At 62.6% G+C, this 16,708-nt stretch carries 17 protein-coding genes; 11 read left to right on the forward strand and 6 right to left on the reverse strand.

The window, feature by feature from the left end; genetic code table 11:
• The first annotated feature begins 231 nt into the window (after positions 1-231).
• From ONB25_06585 to gabT, 10 genes are all read left to right on the forward strand, one after another.
• Positions 232-1,173, forward strand: coding sequence for a translation initiation factor eIF-2B (locus ONB25_06585; GenBank protein ID MDZ7392541.1), 942 nt, complete (start codon positions 232-234; stop codon positions 1,171-1,173).
• Positions 1,174-1,263: 90 nt separating this feature from the next.
• Entirely contained in the window at positions 1,264-1,932 is a 669-nt protein-coding gene (locus ONB25_06590) for a hypothetical protein (protein ID MDZ7392542.1), read from the forward strand.
• 198 nt (positions 1,933-2,130) lie between these two features.
• Positions 2,131-3,003, forward strand: coding sequence for a VIT1/CCC1 family protein (locus ONB25_06595; protein ID MDZ7392543.1), 873 nt, complete (start codon positions 2,131-2,133; stop codon positions 3,001-3,003).
• A 52-nt stretch (positions 3,004-3,055) separates the two neighbouring features.
• Positions 3,056-3,943: an Mrp/NBP35 family ATP-binding protein gene (locus ONB25_06600; GenBank protein MDZ7392544.1), complete on the forward strand. Its 888-nt coding sequence runs from the start codon at positions 3,056-3,058 to the stop codon at positions 3,941-3,943.
• Between the two features lie 152 nt (positions 3,944-4,095).
• Complete coding sequence (gene ffh, locus ONB25_06605) at positions 4,096-5,412, forward strand: signal recognition particle protein (GenBank protein MDZ7392545.1); 1,317 nt, start codon at positions 4,096-4,098, stop codon at positions 5,410-5,412.
• A gap of 36 nt (positions 5,413-5,448) precedes the next feature.
• Positions 5,449-5,916, forward strand: a complete 468-nt coding sequence (gene rpsP, locus ONB25_06610) for a 30S ribosomal protein S16 (protein ID MDZ7392546.1) — start codon at positions 5,449-5,451, stop codon at positions 5,914-5,916.
• Positions 5,917-5,955: 39 nt separating this feature from the next.
• A complete protein-coding gene (gene rimM, locus ONB25_06615) occupies positions 5,956-6,519 on the forward strand; it encodes a ribosome maturation factor RimM (GenBank protein ID MDZ7392547.1) in 564 nt (187 codons plus the stop codon).
• A 1-nt stretch (position 6,520) separates the two neighbouring features.
• Complete coding sequence (trmD, locus tag ONB25_06620; GenBank protein ID MDZ7392548.1) at positions 6,521-7,216, forward strand: tRNA (guanosine(37)-N1)-methyltransferase TrmD; 696 nt, start codon at positions 6,521-6,523, stop codon at positions 7,214-7,216.
• Between the two features lie 33 nt (positions 7,217-7,249).
• Complete coding sequence (rplS, locus tag ONB25_06625; GenBank protein MDZ7392549.1) at positions 7,250-7,591, forward strand: 50S ribosomal protein L19; 342 nt, start codon at positions 7,250-7,252, stop codon at positions 7,589-7,591.
• A gap of 107 nt (positions 7,592-7,698) precedes the next feature.
• Positions 7,699-9,027, forward strand: coding sequence for a 4-aminobutyrate--2-oxoglutarate transaminase (gabT, locus tag ONB25_06630; protein MDZ7392550.1), 1,329 nt, complete (start codon positions 7,699-7,701; stop codon positions 9,025-9,027).
• 65 nt (positions 9,028-9,092) lie between these two features.
• On the opposite strand, the gene speB is transcribed toward gabT, so the two are convergent.
• The 6 genes from speB to ONB25_06660 form a co-directional block, all read right to left on the reverse strand.
• Positions 9,093-9,977, reverse strand: a complete 885-nt coding sequence (gene speB, locus ONB25_06635) for an agmatinase (GenBank protein MDZ7392551.1) — start codon at positions 9,975-9,977, stop codon at positions 9,093-9,095.
• Positions 9,978-9,991: 14 nt separating this feature from the next.
• The gene (speY, locus tag ONB25_06640) at positions 9,992-11,098 is read right to left on the reverse strand and encodes a deoxyhypusine synthase (protein MDZ7392552.1); all 1,107 of its coding nucleotides are present in this window, start codon (positions 11,096-11,098) and stop codon (positions 9,992-9,994) included.
• A gap of 12 nt (positions 11,099-11,110) precedes the next feature.
• Complete coding sequence (locus ONB25_06645) at positions 11,111-11,656, reverse strand: arginine decarboxylase, pyruvoyl-dependent (protein ID MDZ7392553.1); 546 nt, start codon at positions 11,654-11,656, stop codon at positions 11,111-11,113.
• Between the two features lie 518 nt (positions 11,657-12,174).
• Positions 12,175-12,432, reverse strand: coding sequence for a M48 family metallopeptidase (locus ONB25_06650; GenBank protein MDZ7392554.1), 258 nt, complete (start codon positions 12,430-12,432; stop codon positions 12,175-12,177).
• Between the two features lie 135 nt (positions 12,433-12,567).
• Positions 12,568-13,965 (reverse strand): TIGR00366 family protein, encoded by a 1,398-nt coding sequence (locus ONB25_06655; GenBank protein MDZ7392555.1) that lies wholly within the window; start codon positions 13,963-13,965, stop codon positions 12,568-12,570.
• A 5-nt stretch (positions 13,966-13,970) separates the two neighbouring features.
• On the reverse strand, positions 13,971-14,801 hold the full coding sequence (locus ONB25_06660; protein ID MDZ7392556.1) for a cyanophycinase: 831 nt from the start codon (positions 14,799-14,801) through the stop codon (positions 13,971-13,973).
• Between the two features lie 225 nt (positions 14,802-15,026).
• On the opposite strand from ONB25_06660, the gene ONB25_06665 reads away from it, so the two are divergent.
• Positions 15,027-16,433, forward strand: coding sequence for a M28 family metallopeptidase (locus ONB25_06665; GenBank protein ID MDZ7392557.1), 1,407 nt, complete (start codon positions 15,027-15,029; stop codon positions 16,431-16,433).
• Positions 16,434-16,708 lie beyond the last annotated feature (275 nt).

Below are 16,708 nucleotides of genomic sequence, written 5' to 3' on the forward strand. Positions count from 1 at the left end.
AACCTACTTGCTGGGGTGAAGGCACGGCCAGTAACCCTACATTCGCTCGCGCACCATGAAGGTGGGGTACTCCCCTGACCTGCTTGAATCGCACAATCCTTGGAAACCTGGATGAACGTGAGGCGGGGCAGTGCTTTCGCGCTGGGGGCACAGAAGAATTCGCTTGTTTTTCCGAGGCGGAATAATAAATTCATGACAAAACGGAAAAGGGCGTTTGTCCGGAGACGAGCGATGGCGAAGGCGCTGCGCATGCTGGAGAAGATTCGCAGAGATCAGGTCTCGGGCGCGTCTGTGCTCGCGAACGAGGCGGCCTCGTGTTTGCTGGCGTTCCTGGAGGAGCGCAAGGGGGCTCCTCCAGAGCGCATCAGGGAAGGCTTGGTAGAACTGGGGTGCGCATTGGTTACGGCACTTCCCGGCAATGGCCCCACCTTCAACCTGGTCAATTCGCTCCTGCTGCGCATGGAGGGCGCGGAGGAGAGTGACCAGCTTGCGCGCATTGCTAGGGGCCACATCACCGCATGGCTGCAGGCTTCGCAAGTGGCATTGCGAGAGATTGCGGCTACGGTGGGTGCCCTCATCAGGGATGGCGACACTGTGTTCACGCACAGCTACAGCAGCTCCGTCTTTGCCGGTCTCAAGCAGGCGAAGGCAGCGGACCGTCGATTTCGCACCATTGTCACCGAGTCCAGGCCTCTCTTGGAGGGACGGACAATGGCCCGAGAGCTGGCCTCGTTGGGCTTGCCGGTGACCCTCGTTGTGGACGCCGCTGCACCCACCCTTGTGGCAGAGTCAGATCTGGTCCTGTTCGGCGCGGTGATGGTGACCGAGGACTTTATCGTGAACAAGGTGGGCACCTACGCCCTTGCCTTGGCGGCACGGCATGAGCAGATTCCGGTGTATGCCGTGAGCGAGTTGTCCAAGTGCTTGCCGCGCACTCTTACCCGTGGCTTTCCCACCGAGCGGCAGCCCGATGAGGTTTGGGCCCGTGCCCCGCGCACAGTGGACGTGCGCAACTTCCAATTTGAAGCAGTGCCCCATGACCTATTCACCGGGGTTGCCACTGAGCAGGGCGTGTTGACCACCGCCGACCTACGGACCTATATCGCCGAGGAGCTGGCATCTGCCGGGGTAGCAAGCGTGTTGGCCAGCGGTGGTCCCGGCGCCTGGCCGTAAGGTAACGTCTTTCCTGTGGGCTGCATCGCACGCTGAGTGCATGCAGAAGCGAAAAGTTGGTTAGGCGGTCATCATGAAAAAGGAGATTGCTTGCGATTCCCCGTGTCCCGGCTTCTTCGCAGGCCCCACCGGCCGGAGCGACACATAGGCTACTTTGCATTGCTCGAGGCTTTGACCAAACCCGGGTGCGCAATCTGTCGACGGCAGGCGGAGGGTGCCCGCAAGGCACTGGAAGCGCTTTTCTACGAGTCGGTGAACGATACCAGGACGAGGGAGCGCCTGCGCCGCAGCGGTGGCTTCTGCAAGGAGCACGCCCGGCTGGCGGCAGCACTCGGCGACCCTTTGGGGCTCAGCATCATCTACCGGGATCTGATAGCCTGGTACAGGGTGGCTGAAGGCCCCGACTCCGTGGCGCCTTGCTTGGTGTGTGAAGCGTGCAAAGTGACCGAGCGCATTGCGTTGGAGGTGTGCAGTGCCCACTGGGATGACGCCATTTTGCAGGAGCGACTGGAGCATGCCGACTTGTTGTGCAGGCACCACCTTGAGCGACTGCTGGCGATCGTGCCCAAGGGGTCCAGGCGGGAGCACCTGCGCTGTTGGGCCCAGGATAGACTGCGCGCGCTGGAGGATGACATGGATGCGTTTGTGCAGCACGCGCGCAACGGCAGCTCTGAAAGCGTGGCCAAGCGGGAGGCAGACGCTTGGAAGAGCGCGATGGCATTCTTTGCCGGCGGCGGAGCGCTGGAGGTAGAAGGGTAGCCATGCCACCACGGCCGTCACGCCGAAGGCAACCCTTGAACAACGGCCTTCCTCCAGGGCAACGCCAGAAGCGGCCCAGAAACGCAAGCAAACCAGCGAGCCTCGGAGCATGAACACGGGGGCCGAAGAAGGTTCCGCATGCCACCGTGGCGGATTGCGTGGCCACACAGGTCAGAGACAGGAGGTGAGTGCTCGGACTTGGCAGGACTCGATGCCCGGCACCTTCGCAAGGTGCTCTCATATCAGCGCAGCGAAGTCACAGAACACGCCATCTATCGGCGACTGGCGCGGCGCACTTCGGGCCCCAACCGGACGGTGCTGGAGGCCATTGCCGCCGATGAGCTTCGCCACGCGCGGCAGTGGCAAGACCTGACAGGTCGCTCTGCGAGGCCGCGCACCCTGCAGGTATGGCTCTTCGTGCTCCTCAGCAGAGCGCTAGGGCTGAGCTTCGCGTTGAAGCTCATGGAGCGGGCTGAGGGGGTTGCCCAACGCGAGTACGGCCAATTGAGTTCAATGCTCCGTCCGGCGCGCGAGCTGGCTGAGGAGGAGAGGGAACATGAGGCGGCGTTGCTGGGCCTGCTGCAGGAAGAGCATCTCCGGTACGTGGGGGCCATCGTGTTAGGGCTCAACGATGCCTTGGTGGAGTTGACCGGCGGACTGGCCGGGCTGACACTGGCCCTGCAACGCACGCGCCTCATCGCCCTTTCAGCGATCGTGGTGGGATTGGCGGCAGCAATGTCGATGGCTGCCTCAACCTATCTTTCCACAAAAGCAGAGAAAAGTGATAAGGCTCCTTTGCGCTCGGCGGCCTACACCGGCGCCGCCTATCTCCAGACGGTGGTGCTACTGGTGGCGCCATTTCTTGCCATCGCACAGCCATTCGTAGCGCTGGGGTGCGCGCTCTTGGCCTCGATCCTTATCATCGCCAGCTTCAACTTTTACACCGCCGTGGCCATGGACAGACCTTTCGGCAGGCAGTTCATGGAGATGGCGGCCATCAGCCTAGGGGTAGCCGCGGCAAGTTTTGGTTTAGCATCCGTGGCCCGGATGCTGCTCGGGGTAGACGTGTGATCCATGGCTGCGCAAAAGGCATACAGTTGATGAACGGAGTAGGGAACAGAGAATGACTGACATGGAAACCCACACGCCCGATTGTGCGGCCCAGGAGGCGGCCGAAGGTTTAGAGCTGGCCAAGCGAATGGCGCAGGTCGGCTACAAGATTCTCGTCTTGTCAGGCAAAGGAGGGGTGGGCAAGAGTACAGTAGCTGCGAACTTGGCCGTTGCCCTGGCAGCCGAGGGATGGAAGGTGGGACTGCTTGATGTGGACTTTCACGGGCCGAGCATTCCAAAGTTGATGGGTATCCAAGGGCGCGCGGTGGCGGTGCACGAAGGTCTGCTTTTGCCCGTGGACGGGGGCGCCGGCGTGAAAGTCATGTCCCTGGGCTTGCTGCTGCACAGCGAAGACGACGCGGTCATTTGGCGCGGCCCGCTCAAAATGGGGGTGATCAGACAACTGCTCAAAGACGTGGAATGGGGCAAACTGGACTACCTCATCGTGGACAGCCCTCCAGGCACAGGGGATGAGCCGCTGTCGGTGGCTCAGCTTCTCACGCCGCCGGCCGGAGCATTGGTAGTCACCCAGCCGCAGCAACTCTCCACTGCCGATGTGCGGCGCTCGATACGGTTCTGCGAGCGGGTCGGACTGCCGGTGCTCGGCCTCGTCGAGAACATGAGCGGATTTGTCTGCCCACACTGCGGCAACCGCGTGGACGTCTTCTCTGCGGGCGGCGGCGAGAGGCTGGCCAACGAGCTTGGGGTGCCGTTCCTTGGTCGCATCCCCTTGGACCCGAAGGTGGTGCAATCAGGTGATGAAGGGAAACCGTTTGCCGCCTATCTGGCGGAAACAGCGGTGGCCCAGGAGTTCGCCGCAATAGTCGAAAAGATCATCGCAGCCACCGGGCGCCCTTCGCCCCAAGAGGAGAGCCAGCCTTCGAGTGCCTCCCGCCCTTGAAGGCGCGGCGTGTGTGGGTTGTGTGTTGTGTTCTCCCCAGGTTGAATCCACCCGCACGTAGCGGGGACTGAGGCGCGCACTCACTTCCGACAAAAACACCTTGTTTGCGGGCCGGGATTTTAGTAAATTTAGCGGCCTTCGTGGGCTCAACCATGTTCCAGGACATCGCCAGCAAATTCGACGCGGTCATCCGCAAGCTGCGCGGTCACGGCAAGCTGACCGAGAAGAACATTGCCGAGACCATGCGCGAGGTGCGGCGCGTGCTGCTCGAGGCCGACGTCAACTACCGGGTGGTCAAGGAGTTTATTGACCAGGTGCAGCAGAAGGCCTTGGGCACGGAGGTCATGCGCAGCGTGACTCCCGGGCAGCTGGTGGTCAAGATCATCCACGACGAGCTGACCAGGCTGATGGGCAGCACGGAGGAGCCGTTGCGCCTCAGCCGTTGGCCCAGCGTGGTGATGCTGGTGGGGTTACAGGGTTCGGGCAAGACGACGTTCGCCGGCAAACTGGCGCGCCACCTTCGTCAGCGGGGGCGCAACCCTCTCCTGGTTGCCGCCGATGTACGTCGCCCCGCCGCCATCACGCAGCTGGAAGTGGTGGGCAAGGCAGTCGACTGCAGGGTGTTCACCGCGCAAGGCGATGCCGTCACCATCTGCACCCAAGCGGTCCAGTCTGCCCGGCAGAACGGCTTTGACGTGGTCATCATCGACACGGGCGGCCGGCTGCATGTGGATGAAGAGCTCATGGAGGAGGTGGTGGCCATCAAGCAGGCCACGGCGCCTGATGAGGTGCTCTTTGTGGCGGACGGCATGACCGGCCAGGACGCCGTCAACGCCGCCACGGTGTTCAATGAGCGCCTGGACATCACCGGGGTGGTGCTGACCAAGATGGACGGCGACGCCCGCGGCGGCGCGGCGATGTCGGTACGCGCCGTCACCGGCAAGCCCATCAAGTTCCTGAGCGTGGGCGAGAAGCTCGACGCCCTGGAAAAGTTCCACCCCGAGCGCATGGCCTCGCGCATCCTGGGCATGGGCGACATTGTCACCCTGGTGGAGCGCGCCCAGGAGGCGATGGACCGCGAACAAGCAGAGCGCGTAGAAAAGCGCCTGCGACGCCAAGAGTTCACGTTGGAGGACTTTTATGAGCAACTCCAGCAGCTCAAGAAGATGGGCCCCCTGGAGGAGCTCTTGCGCATGCTGCCCGGTGTCGGGCGCTCCCCCTTGCGCAATCTGACCTTGGACGAGCGCGCCATGGTCAAGACCGAGGCAATCATCAATTCGATGACGCCTGAGGAGCGCCGCCGGCCGCACATCATCAACGGCAGCCGCAGACGGCGCATCGCGCGGGGCAGCGGGACCACCGTCCAAGACGTGAACCGTCTGCTACACCAGTTCCAAATGGTGCAGCGCATGGTGAAACAGATGAGCAAACCGGGCAGGAGCATGGGCAGACCTCTGGGGCTCCCCTGAGGCACGCCCCCTGCCGTCATAGTAAGGAGGAACGATTTGGCAGTACGATTACGCTTAGCGCGGGCCGGAAAGAAGAAACAACCGTTCTATCGCATCGTAGCCGTTGACTCGCGCCGTTCTCGGGACGGAATGTGTTTGGAGCGCGTCGGTTACTACAACCCACGCACTTCGCCTCCGCAACTGGAGGTGGACGAGGAACGAGTCAATTACTGGTTGGACTGCGGGGCGCAACCTTCCGAGACCGTGCGCAGTCTGCTGAGCCGCAAGGGCATCCTCTTGCGCCGGGACCTGAAGAAGAAGGGCTTCGACCCAGCGCGCATCGAGGAGGAGTTCAAGAAGTGGGAGGTGCTGCAGATCGAGCGACGCCGGCGCATGGAGGCCAAGGAGGCGCAGAAGCGCCAGGCAACTGAGCCGGCACCTCAGCCTGAAGCCCCAGCCGAGGCGGAGACTCCCCAGGAACCAGAAGCACAGGGCGAGCCCGAGGCCGAAAACGCCAACCAGTAGCCGGTAATAGGGCCTCAGGCACGGCCGGGGAGGAGGGCAATGCCCAGCGAAAGGGATGAGGGGGTAAAGAAACAGTCGGGCAGCACCAGGGATCTGGTCCTCATCGGTACCGTCAGACGCGCGCATGGAGTGCGGGGTGAGCTGCTGGTCACGCCGCATACGGACGATCCTGCCCGCTTCGGTCTGCTGCGCGAACTCTACGTGGCGGTGGCCGATGAAGGGCACAGGCGGGTGGGCGTGGTGGGGGCACGCGTGAGCAATAAAGGGGTCCTCCTGCGCCTGAGTGAGGTGACGGATCGGGATACAGCCGAGGCGCTGGTGGGTGCGGAGCTCCTCATCCCACGCGAGCAGTGCCTGCCGCTTCCTCCTGACAGCTACTACGAGTTCGAACTCTGGGGCATGGAGGTGAGAACCACCGCCGGTAGGGTGCTGGGCACGCTGCACGAGGTGGTGGACTTTCCTGCCAACGATGTCTGGGTAGTGCGCGACCAAGAGCACGAATACCTCCTCCCCGCGGTCAAGGAGGTCATCAAGATGGTGGACCGGGAGGAGCGCGTGATCATCATCGAGCCCATCCCCGGGCTGGTGGATGAGGAGCCGTAAGATGCAGATTCACGTCGTCACGGCTTTTCCCAACCTGCTGCAAGGGCCGCTCGATGAGAGCATTATCAAGCGCGCACGTGAGCGCAACATCGTGCAAATCCACGTGCACGACCTGCGTGCCTTCGCTACCGACAAGCATCGCAGCGTCGACGATTACCCTTACGGCGGCGGGCCGGGCATGGTGCTGAAGCCCGAGCCCATCTTTCTCTGCGTTGAACACATCGTGGCTACCTACGGCCTGCAGCAGCCACGTATTATTCTGATGACGCCGCAGGGTGAGCGTTACACGCAGAAAATGGCCATCGAACTGGCCCGCGAAGAGGCGCTGATCATCATCTGCGGGCACTACAAAGGGGTGGACGAGCGCGTCCGCATGGCGCTGGTCACCGACGAGATCTCCATCGGCGACTATGTGCTCAGCGGCGGCGAGCTGCCGGCTGCGGTGGTCATCGATTCGGTGGTCAGGCTGCTACCGGGGGCAATCAGCGATCCGCAGTCGGCCGAAGGCGATTCGTTCCACAGGGGCATTCTCGACCACCCGCACTACACGCGACCGGAAGAGTTTCGGGGCATGCGCGTGCCGGAGGTGCTGCTCTCGGGAAACCACGCCGCTATCGAACGGTGGCGGCGGGAACAGGCTCTGGAGCTCACCAGGCGCCGACGCAAAGACTTACTTCAGGATATGCAGAACGAATAGTGGCCGTGAGCCACATTTTTGGGAGGTTTGGCAATGAACAAAGCGGACATTATGACGGCCGGGCAGCTTAAAGAGGATATCCCGGACTTTAAGGCCGGGGATACAGTTGCCGTGCACGTGAAGGTGATTGAGGGGGACAAGGAGCGCATCCAGATTTTCAAGGGAGTGGTGCTGCAGCGTCGCGGCGCAGGGGTCAACGAGACCTTTACTGTGCGCAAGGTTTCTGACGGCGTCGGCGTCGAGCGCATCTTCCCGCTGCACTCGCCGCGCATCGCGAAGATCGAGCTGGTCAGGCGCGGACGGGTCAGGCGGGCCAAGCTCTTCTATCTGCGCGGCCGCAAGGGCAAAGCCGCCCGCATCGAGGAAGAACGCTGATTTCCGGCTCCTCGTAATCATAGCCTTGCCATTATCGTCTCGACGATAATGGTTTTTTTTGTGCGGCGCGTGCACGTTTCGTCAATGACTTACCCAGGGAAGGAGCGATGCAGCATAACATCCCCGGCCCCGAGAGTGCGCGGCTCATGCAACGCAAAGGGGAAGAGTTGCCGCCGGCCGCCTACAATCTGACGCCAATCTTCGTGGCCCAAGCCCACGGCGCGCAGGTGGTGGACGTGGACGGCAACCGGTACATCGACTTTGCCGGGGGCATCGGCGTGCTCAACGTGGGGCATACGCACCCCAAGGTGGTGGAGGCGATCATCGACCAGGTGCGCCGATTCACCCACACCTGCTTCCATGTGCTGCCGTACGAGTCCTACGTAGAACTCGCCGCCCGACTGAACCGCCTTGCCCCAGGGAGCTCTAAGAAGAAGACGATTTTGGTAAACTCTGGGGCCGAGGCCGTGGAAAATGCCGTCAAGATTGCCAAGTATGCCACCGGGCGTTTCGCCCTGGTCAGCTTTGAGCACGGCTACCACGGCCGAACCTTTCTCACCATGTCGTTGAACGGGAAGGTCGCACCATATCGCAAGGGGTTTGGCCCGGGCGCCGCCGAGGTCTACCACCTGCCGGCGCCATACTGCTATCGCTGCCCCTACGACAAGGATCCCGACTCCTGCGCCAACTTCTGCGCCACGCGACTGGAGCAGTTCTTTGCTGCCAATGTGGACCCCACGACTGTGGCTGCAGTCATTTTCGAGCCTGTACTCGGCGAGGGCGGATTTGTGCCGTTGCCAAAGCCGTATCTCAGCGCCCTGGTGGACTTTTGCCGAGCACACGGCATCCTGGTTATCGCCGATGAGATCCAGACCGGCTGGGGAAGGACAGGAAAGCTCTTTGCCTGCGAACACTATGAGCTGGAGCCGGACATCTTGGTGACCGCCAAGTCATTGGCCGGTGGGCTGCCCTTGGCCGCAGTGGTGGCCCGCGCCGAGGTGGTGGACGGCATTCACCAGGCGGGCCTCGGAGGTACGTTCAGCGGCAATCCGGTGAGCTGCGCCGCCGCCCTGGCAGTACTGGACGTCATCGAAGAAGAGGGACTTGTGGCGCGCGCAGAAGCCATCGGGCAGAGAGTGCGCGCCCGGTTCCGCACGCTGCAAGAACACTACCCGCTGATTGGGGACGTGCGCGGCCTTGGCGCGATGAATGCCCTGGAACTGGTCGAAGATCGTACGACCAAGAAACCCGCCTCGCAGGCGGTGACCAAGATTCTCCGCTCCTGCTACGAACACGGGCTCATCGTGCTCAAGGCTGGCACCTACAACAACTGCATCCGCACATTGATGCCCCTGGTGATTAGCGACAGGGAGCTTGATCAGGGGTTGGATATTCTGGAACAGGCTATAAGGGCCGTCTCGGCCCAGGGATGCTGAGCGTTCGTCCCAAAGCCAGCTTCCGCCACAGGCCGGCGACCGTGCAAGGTGGGACGTAAGGAGCCTCAAGATGCTCTGCGCGCAGCCCCTAAGGCGTAACCGATGATCTTGTAAGCGAGTTTTGCGGCCAAAAAGTCTGGCGCCACCATGCCGGGAATGGGGGCCAATTCCACCAAATCCGTTGCTACCACCGAGCAGGTGCGGGTTACCGCGCGCAGGATATCCAGCGCCTGCTCCCACAAGAGGCCGCCGGGCTCCGGTGTGCCGGTGGCAGGCATGATCGAGGGATCGAGCGCGTCGAGATCAAAGGTCACATAGACCGGCCCGGAACCCCATTGCTGCAGCGCTGTCACGACCTGTTCACTGGTGGGGTGCTGCTCGGCAAAGAGCGTGGTCACGCGGCTTTGCCTGATCGGCTCCACCTCCTCCTCGGACAAGCTTCGGATCCCCACTTGCACCACTGGCACTCCCAAGTCCACCACGCGGCGCATGACGCACGCATGGCTAAACGGAGAACCCTCGTACGAGTCGCGCATGTCCGCATGGGCGTCCAGTTGCAGCACCCGCAGCTCAGGATGCAGTTCCTTGCACGCCTGGATGGCACCCAGCGTTATCGAATGCTCTCCCCCCAAGGTGAGGACGAACTTGCCGTCGCGGAAAAGCGGGCGTGCAGCCTGCCGCACCGACGCCACCATCTGCTCCGGTCCCGAGGCCTCGCTAACCAGCGGCGGGAGGGTCCAGATGCCGTGCTCGATTGGGCTGTTGCCAAGTTCGTGGTCGTATAGTTCCATGTGCCCGGAGGCCTCCAGGATGGCCAGCGGGCCACGGCGCGTACCAGGCTGGTAAGTGGTGGTCCCATCGTACGGCACGGGCAGCACCACGCAGCGCGCCTCCGCGTAGCTCCCGGGCTCCTCAATTCCCCCAAAGTTGAGCACCACCCCTTGCCTCATGGTGCCTCCGATCCTCAGTGCTTCCGCCGTTGGTGCCTGTGGTACGCCTGCCGCAGGTTCTGCACCAACTGCTCGCGCCGATCATAGAGGCGCTTGTGCGGCCGAGGCGCGACGTTGGCCAACACATAGGCAGTCAGAAGCGGGAGCGCCACCGTGGTGTCCACGTAGCAGACCACCGTGTCCGGCAATTGGGCCGGGTTCACCTTGCCCCAACTGACCGCCTCGCTGGGTGTAGCTCCGGACAGGCCACCGGTGTCGGGACGCGCATCAGTGATCTGAATGAAATAGTCGTGTCCCTTTTCCGGAATGCCCAGCACTTCCTGAATTTGCGGCTCGGTCTGGAGGAGGAAGTTCTTCGGTGCGCCGCCGCCCAAAATGAGCACCGCGCTCTTGCCCCCTTTGCGCTTGGCGTCATAGACGATGGCCGCTGTCTCGTTGACATCGCCCATCACGTCCAACAGGCGCGGCCTGCCCTTCAGAGACAGCTCGGCCAGGTTCATGCCGATCGAGGAGTCGCCAGGCGAAGGGGCGTAGATCGGCACCCCGTGCCTGTAGGCCGCCACCAGAATCGATTGGGTCTCCACGCCGAGCGCCTCGTTGCGTTTGGCGAGATATTTCCCCAGAAGGTAGTGCAGCTGCGCCGTGGTCATGGGCATGTCGAACTCGGGGGCCGATGTCACCTCGCGCAGGTAGCGGTCGGTAGTGAGCAGTACGTCGTAGTCAAAGAGCACATCGTAGATGCGAATAACGCCCTGTTTGCGCAGCTCCGGGTCGGGCACAAAGGGGGAGCCGGCATGAAGAGCAAGGTCAAGGGCAAAGTGCGCGTCGTGATAGAGATTGGCGCCGGTAGAGGTGATCCAGTCCACGAAGCCGTGCTCGATGAGCGGCACGATGCACGACAAGCCGAGGCCGGCAGGGGTGAGCGCTCCGGACAGGCTCAAGCCTACGGTCACCTCGTCGCGCAACACCTTGCGCACAAGGAGCTGCGCCGCTTCGCGCAACCGAGCGGCGTTGTAGGCGAGAAAGGCCCCGTCAATGAGCTCGGTCACCGAAGTATGGCCGGAAACGGGCGCGGGCTTGATACGCGGCCCGCGCAGATAGGGCGATTTCCTTTTCGGCATCTGGGTCTCCTCTCACGGCAGGAGCACGGCCGCGGCCACCACCGTGGTCCACTTTCCTTCTTTGTCCACGTTGGCCGACTGCGTGATGTTGCGGCTGTGCACGATCTTGCCGCTGATTTTCCAGATCTGACGCTTGTTGTCCCAGCTCTCGTCCTCATCGAACTCCACACCCAGGGTGGAGGCGAGCATGGAGGCGGCCAGGTCCTCGGCATAGTCCCCGGCCTTTTTTTCCGTCTGGCCGAACGCGTGATGCTCGCTCAAGTAGCCGTACATGGTCTTGTCCGCGGGGATGGCCACACCGATGGAAGCAGCGATCTGCCGCCGTGGTTCGTTGCTGCTCGCCCGCGCGATGACGCAAAAGGCGATCTGCCCCGGCTTCAGAAGCTTGAGGCCGCGTTCGCGGGAAATAATCTTGCACCCCGGGGGCAGGATGCTGCTCACCGACACGATGTTGAGAAACTGGATGCCCGCGTGACGCAGCGCCAGCTCAAACGACTGGAGCTGCTCGCGGTGCACGCCAACCCCCTTGGTCAAAAACATCCTTGTTGGCACAAACATCTTTGTGTTCTCTCCCATTGGTAGACAATGCTCTTCAGATTTTTCCAGGCTGCACAGGCCACAGAGATGCCCCCTGTGTGCGAACGCACACTACTCGCAGAAAACCTAAGAACAAAGGACTTGTACTCAAGCCAGTGGCAAAATGTGCCAGGAGTGAGCAGGTGAGCTGTCTCTCCATGGGAGGTGGGGCAACAAAGCCGCACAGGCGTTGGGTGGGACGAAAGCGGGAACGCCGGTGGGTGCGCGCCCCAGGGAAGACGCATGCCCTCTGTCTCTTCATCTGCTCAGCTGTCCTCCACGCGTGCGTAGCTCACTGCGCTGCTAAAGAATCTGTTCGACGTCGCATGTGCCGACATAACTCAGGCCTCGTTGGTTCCTTTTCGCAAAACTCGGCGGCAAATATAGACAACCGAAAAGAAAAAATCAACCAAATAGTTCGGGGTGCCACGCGCTGATGCTTGCCCGAGATGAGGCACAGCCTGGCCGGTTACTACGCAGCCCCAAAGCAGGTGATTGTGTCAGGCCGCCCCGTCAAGATGCGCGCGCAGCAGACTTCTGAACAGCCGACCATGGTTCGGGACCTTGAGATGGAGCAGCTCATGCACAATCACCTCGCGGCGGAACCCGGCTGGCTGGCGGAGAAGCTCCGTATCGAAGGTAAGCCGGCCGCGCGACGAGCAACTGGCCCATTTGCGCCTCATGGGGCGGATGGCAACCTGGCGGGGAGTGGCAGGCGAAAAGCCGCCAGTGGAAAGCAGCTGCCTGGGGCAACACACAAGTTCCTCTCATACGCAAGTATGGGCGAAGGCACCGCCCACAAGGCCTTTCCCTTAGAGTCCCGCACTCATCGGTCACTCAAATACTACACTTGCCGGCTGGACTCTCTCGTTCCTTCTTCTTTTCTCCACCCCTCAGAACGGCCCCCAGTGCAGCAGCACCGGGGGGATGACCAGGAGAAGACCGAGGACAAACAGGGCGATCTCTATGGGCAAAAGCCAGCGCGCCCACTGCTCCCACGGGATTCTGGCCATGCCCAACACGGCCATGGTCACCCCTGAGGTGGGGATGATCATGTTGGTGTAGCCGTCGCCGAGTTGATAGGCCAGCACCGCGGTCTGGCGGGTGATGCCGATGAGGTCGGCCAGCGGCGCCATGATGGGCATGGTGAGGGCCGCTTTGCCGCTGCCTGAGGGGACGAAGAAATTGAGCACTGTCTGTGCCACGTACATCAGTTGCGCGGCGAACACCGGGTGCAACCTGGCGATCGCGTTGGAGAGAGCGTACATGAGTGTGTCCACGATCTGCCCGTCGGTAGCAACCACCAGGATGGCGCGTGCAAACCCTACCACCAGCGCCGCCCCCACCAAGTCTCGGGCCCCGGCGACAAAACTGTCGGCTATGCTGTTCAGCGGCAGGCGTGCTGCGATGCCGGTGGCAATGCCCAGGCCCAAGAACACAGCCGCGATCTCGGGGATGAACCAGCGGAACCTCATGACGCCGACGATCATCACTACCAACGCCAGCACAAAGAGCACGACGATAGCCTTGTGGCGCCTGGTGAGTTGCGCCGCGGCCGGATCGTCGGATGCCACAATCTTCTCGCGCGTCTGGTCCAGGAGGTACACAGGGCTGCTTTCGGGTTTCTTCCTCACCCTGGCCGCGTGGAGCATCACCAGCGCTATGCCGAGCGCCGTGGACAGCAGCCAGACGACAATGCGATAGCCCATGCCGGAAAAGAGCGGCAGGCCGGAAATCCCCTGCGCAATGCCGATGGTGAAGGGGTTGAGCATGGCGCCTGCGAAACCCAGGCCCGCGCCCAAAAAGGGGATGCAGACGCCGACTATGCTGTCGTAACCGAGGGCCAGCGCGAGGGGGATGAAGATGGGCACGAAGGGGATGACCTCTTCACTCATGCCAAACACGGCGCCAAACAGGGAAAAGAGCAGCATGCCTGCGGGGATGACCAGCATGCCGCGGTGGCGCAGGCGGTGTGCCACGCGGGCGATGGCCGCGTCCACCACTTTGGTCTGTTGGATAATCGCAAAGACCCCGCCGATGATGAGGATGAAGCCGATGATGTCTGCGGTCTGCCTGATGCCCAGCAGGGGCGCTTTGAGCACGGCAAAAAGGCCTTGGGGCTTTCGCTCGACAAAGGCGAATGTCCCTCCATCCACCACTTCGCGGCCGTTTTCGTCGATGCGGCGGTGGTAACGGCCGCCGGGAATGACCCACGTGAGGGCGGCCACCACTAGGATGATGGTACCGATGAGCACAAGGGTGTGCGGAAGCTGCAACCGGGTCAGGTTCATGGCGCTCACCTCGTCCGCCCGCGGCGCAGGTCAAAGGTCTGGCCGGCCTTGAGCACAGTAAGGCGGATGCCCTCCATGGTCAAGCGCTTGGACTCTGGCGCTGGCGGCACCGAGGCACGGCGCGGGTCATAGACCAGCACCGAGCCCTCACCATAGACGCGAAACGTGTCGTTAGGGTAGTAGACGATGGCCGTGGACTCGTCGATGCCCAGGCCGATCAGGTGTTTCTCCATCACCAGACTGAGCAAGCGGTTGTTGCGCTGCCGGGCCACAAAGTGCTGGTCCACGATGCAGGTGGTCAGGAAGCCGAGGCCCCGCGCAGTGACGATGTTACCGCGCTCCAGCTTCCCGAGGTCGCCGTCGCCGGTGATCATGACCTCGCTGAGGACTGCGGCGCCGGCGCTTGTGCCCCCGATGCAACCTCCGCGTTCGAAGTACAGCGAGCGAAGCGCCTCCTCCGCGCGTGTGCCCGCGAGGCGCTCCATGAGGCGGGTCTGCACGCCGCCGGTGAAGAACACTCCCCGTGCTTGCCGGATGCGCTCCACAGTGGTGTCCGCGTTCGCTGTGTCAGGCCCGGCAATATGCAACCAACTTACCTGGTGCGCCCCTGCCTCAGCGAACAGGCGTGCCGCAGAGGGCCCGGCCTCCTCAGGGGAGGCGCTGGCGCTGGTAATGACAAGGATGGGTCCACCCCCGCACAGGCGCACAAACTCCTCCACTGCGGGTGTGGGCTTCGCGCCACCCCCCACGATGAGCAAGAATCCCCGCTGTCCGGCTTGGGCAGAAGCGACCGCGACGACCAGACAGGCGAAAGCAGTAAGCGCATGCCTTTTCATCTTCTCCTCCGTGAAAACCTCAGATGGCGGGAGCAAGATACGAAATTTCTTGTCAATTGTCAACTTTGATATGCGCGCGTACGGGCGCCATGCTGGTTGTACTACCTTGACCATTTTTTGCTTGCATGTTTTGCGCCTTTTCCCTATTTTAGGCTCGTTACAGGCGGCGTGGGCGGAAGTACAAGGGGCAAAGATCCGGTCTGGGCGCACAGTGAGGCAGAGACCATGAGAAGGCTCACTCTCGTTCTGCTGGTCCTTACGGTCTTCCTGGCGTGCGGGGAGGGCAAGCGCCAACGGCGCACACCGTCTGCGACACCACAGCCCTTCGCCGAGCTCGCAGATGCGGCGCCGCAGCGCAATCCAGTGATCGCCAAGATGCTGGCGCAGGTTTCCGCCGATAGCCTGCGAGCGCTTGTGGAAACTCTCGCCGGTTTCGAAACTCGGCACACCTTTTCCGATACGACCTCGGAGCGGCGCGGCATCGGTGCGGCGCGGCGATGGTTGGGGCGGAGATTGCTCGCCTACCGGGCCGCCTGCGGCGGACGCTTGCGCGTGGAAGAGGACCGATGGACAGAGGAGGTGCCTGGTTTTGGCAGGGCCACCCTGGTGAACGTGCTGGCCACCCTGCCCGCTGCCGATCCTGCACTGCAATCGCGCGTAGTGCTGGTGTGCGCTCACTATGACTCGCGCTCGGCAGAGGCTCGCGACGCCATTACTGCCGCCCCAGGCGCAAACGATGACGGAAGCGGCGTGGCGGCCTTATTGGAACTAGTGCGCGTGCTGGGCCGCTACCGCTTCGAAGCAAACCTGGTCTTTGCCGCCGTGGCAGGCGAAGAGCAAGGTCTCCTGGGAAGCGCCCGCCTGGCCCAGATGGTCAAAGACCACGGGTGGGAGCTCCTCGGCGTGCTTTCCCTGGACATGATCGGCAACGTGGTTGGCGGCAATGGTGTTGTGGACAGCACGAGCATCCGGTGCTTTTCCGAAGGGGTGCCTCAGGTCGAGACTGTTGCGGATCGAGGCCTGAGGTGGCGCCTGGGCAGTGAAAACGATTCCCCTTCCCGGCAGCTGGCCCGTTATGCTAAGGCTCAGGCGGAGACTTATCTGGACGACCTGCGCGTCCGTCTGGTCTTTCGCCCGGATCGCCTCGGGCGCGGCGGCGACCACCTCTCTTTCAATCGCGCCGGCCTTGCTGCGGTGCGCTTCACGGAAGCCAATGAACACTTTGGCCGGCAACACCAGGTGGTGCGCATCGAGCAAGGGGTGCAGTATGGCGACCTGCCGGAGTTCGTTTCCTCCTCCTACTTGACGCGCGCTACCAAGGCTGTGGGCGCAGCCGTGGCGGGACTGGCCCTGGCACCGCGCGCGGTGCAAGAGGTGACCGTGGACCGCGGTCATGGCTACGACGCCCACCTCATCTGGCGGGACCCTGCCCCGATGGACGACCTGGCCGGCTACAAGGTCTACCTCCGCGAGACGACTGCTCCTACCTGGCAGAAACAGGTGTTCGTTCGCGAGGCCACAGAGGCAACCATCACAGGCCTGTGTATTGACGATTACCTTTTCGCCGTGGCAGCGGTAGACCGCGACGGGAACGAAAGCCTCCCCGTTCTTGCCGTCCCGGGGCAGAGCTGACACCGCCTCGGCCCTGAGTTAGGTGCAGCCGGACATCTGCAGCGGAGATTTCCTTCCATCTCCAAAGTGAGGAGGGTAGACCGAGACTTTCCTCGCCACAGTGCACCACAGCCCCGCTGGACGTTCACGTTCAGGGGTAAGCTCCCCCTCGCCGTCCTCCCGCGAAACTTTCCGCCCTATGCCTGCGTCTTGGTGCCGTGTAAGTTGTCGCAGCCGGGTGGCCCAAAGTACGGCGCTGCGTGCAAAGCATGACGCCTCGCACCTTCGGCGAAGAA

This window comes from candidate division KSB1 bacterium (genome assembly GCA_034506335.1).
Taxonomy (GTDB): Bacteria; Zhuqueibacterota; Zhuqueibacteria; order JANLFK01; family Oleimicrobiaceae; genus Oleimicrobium.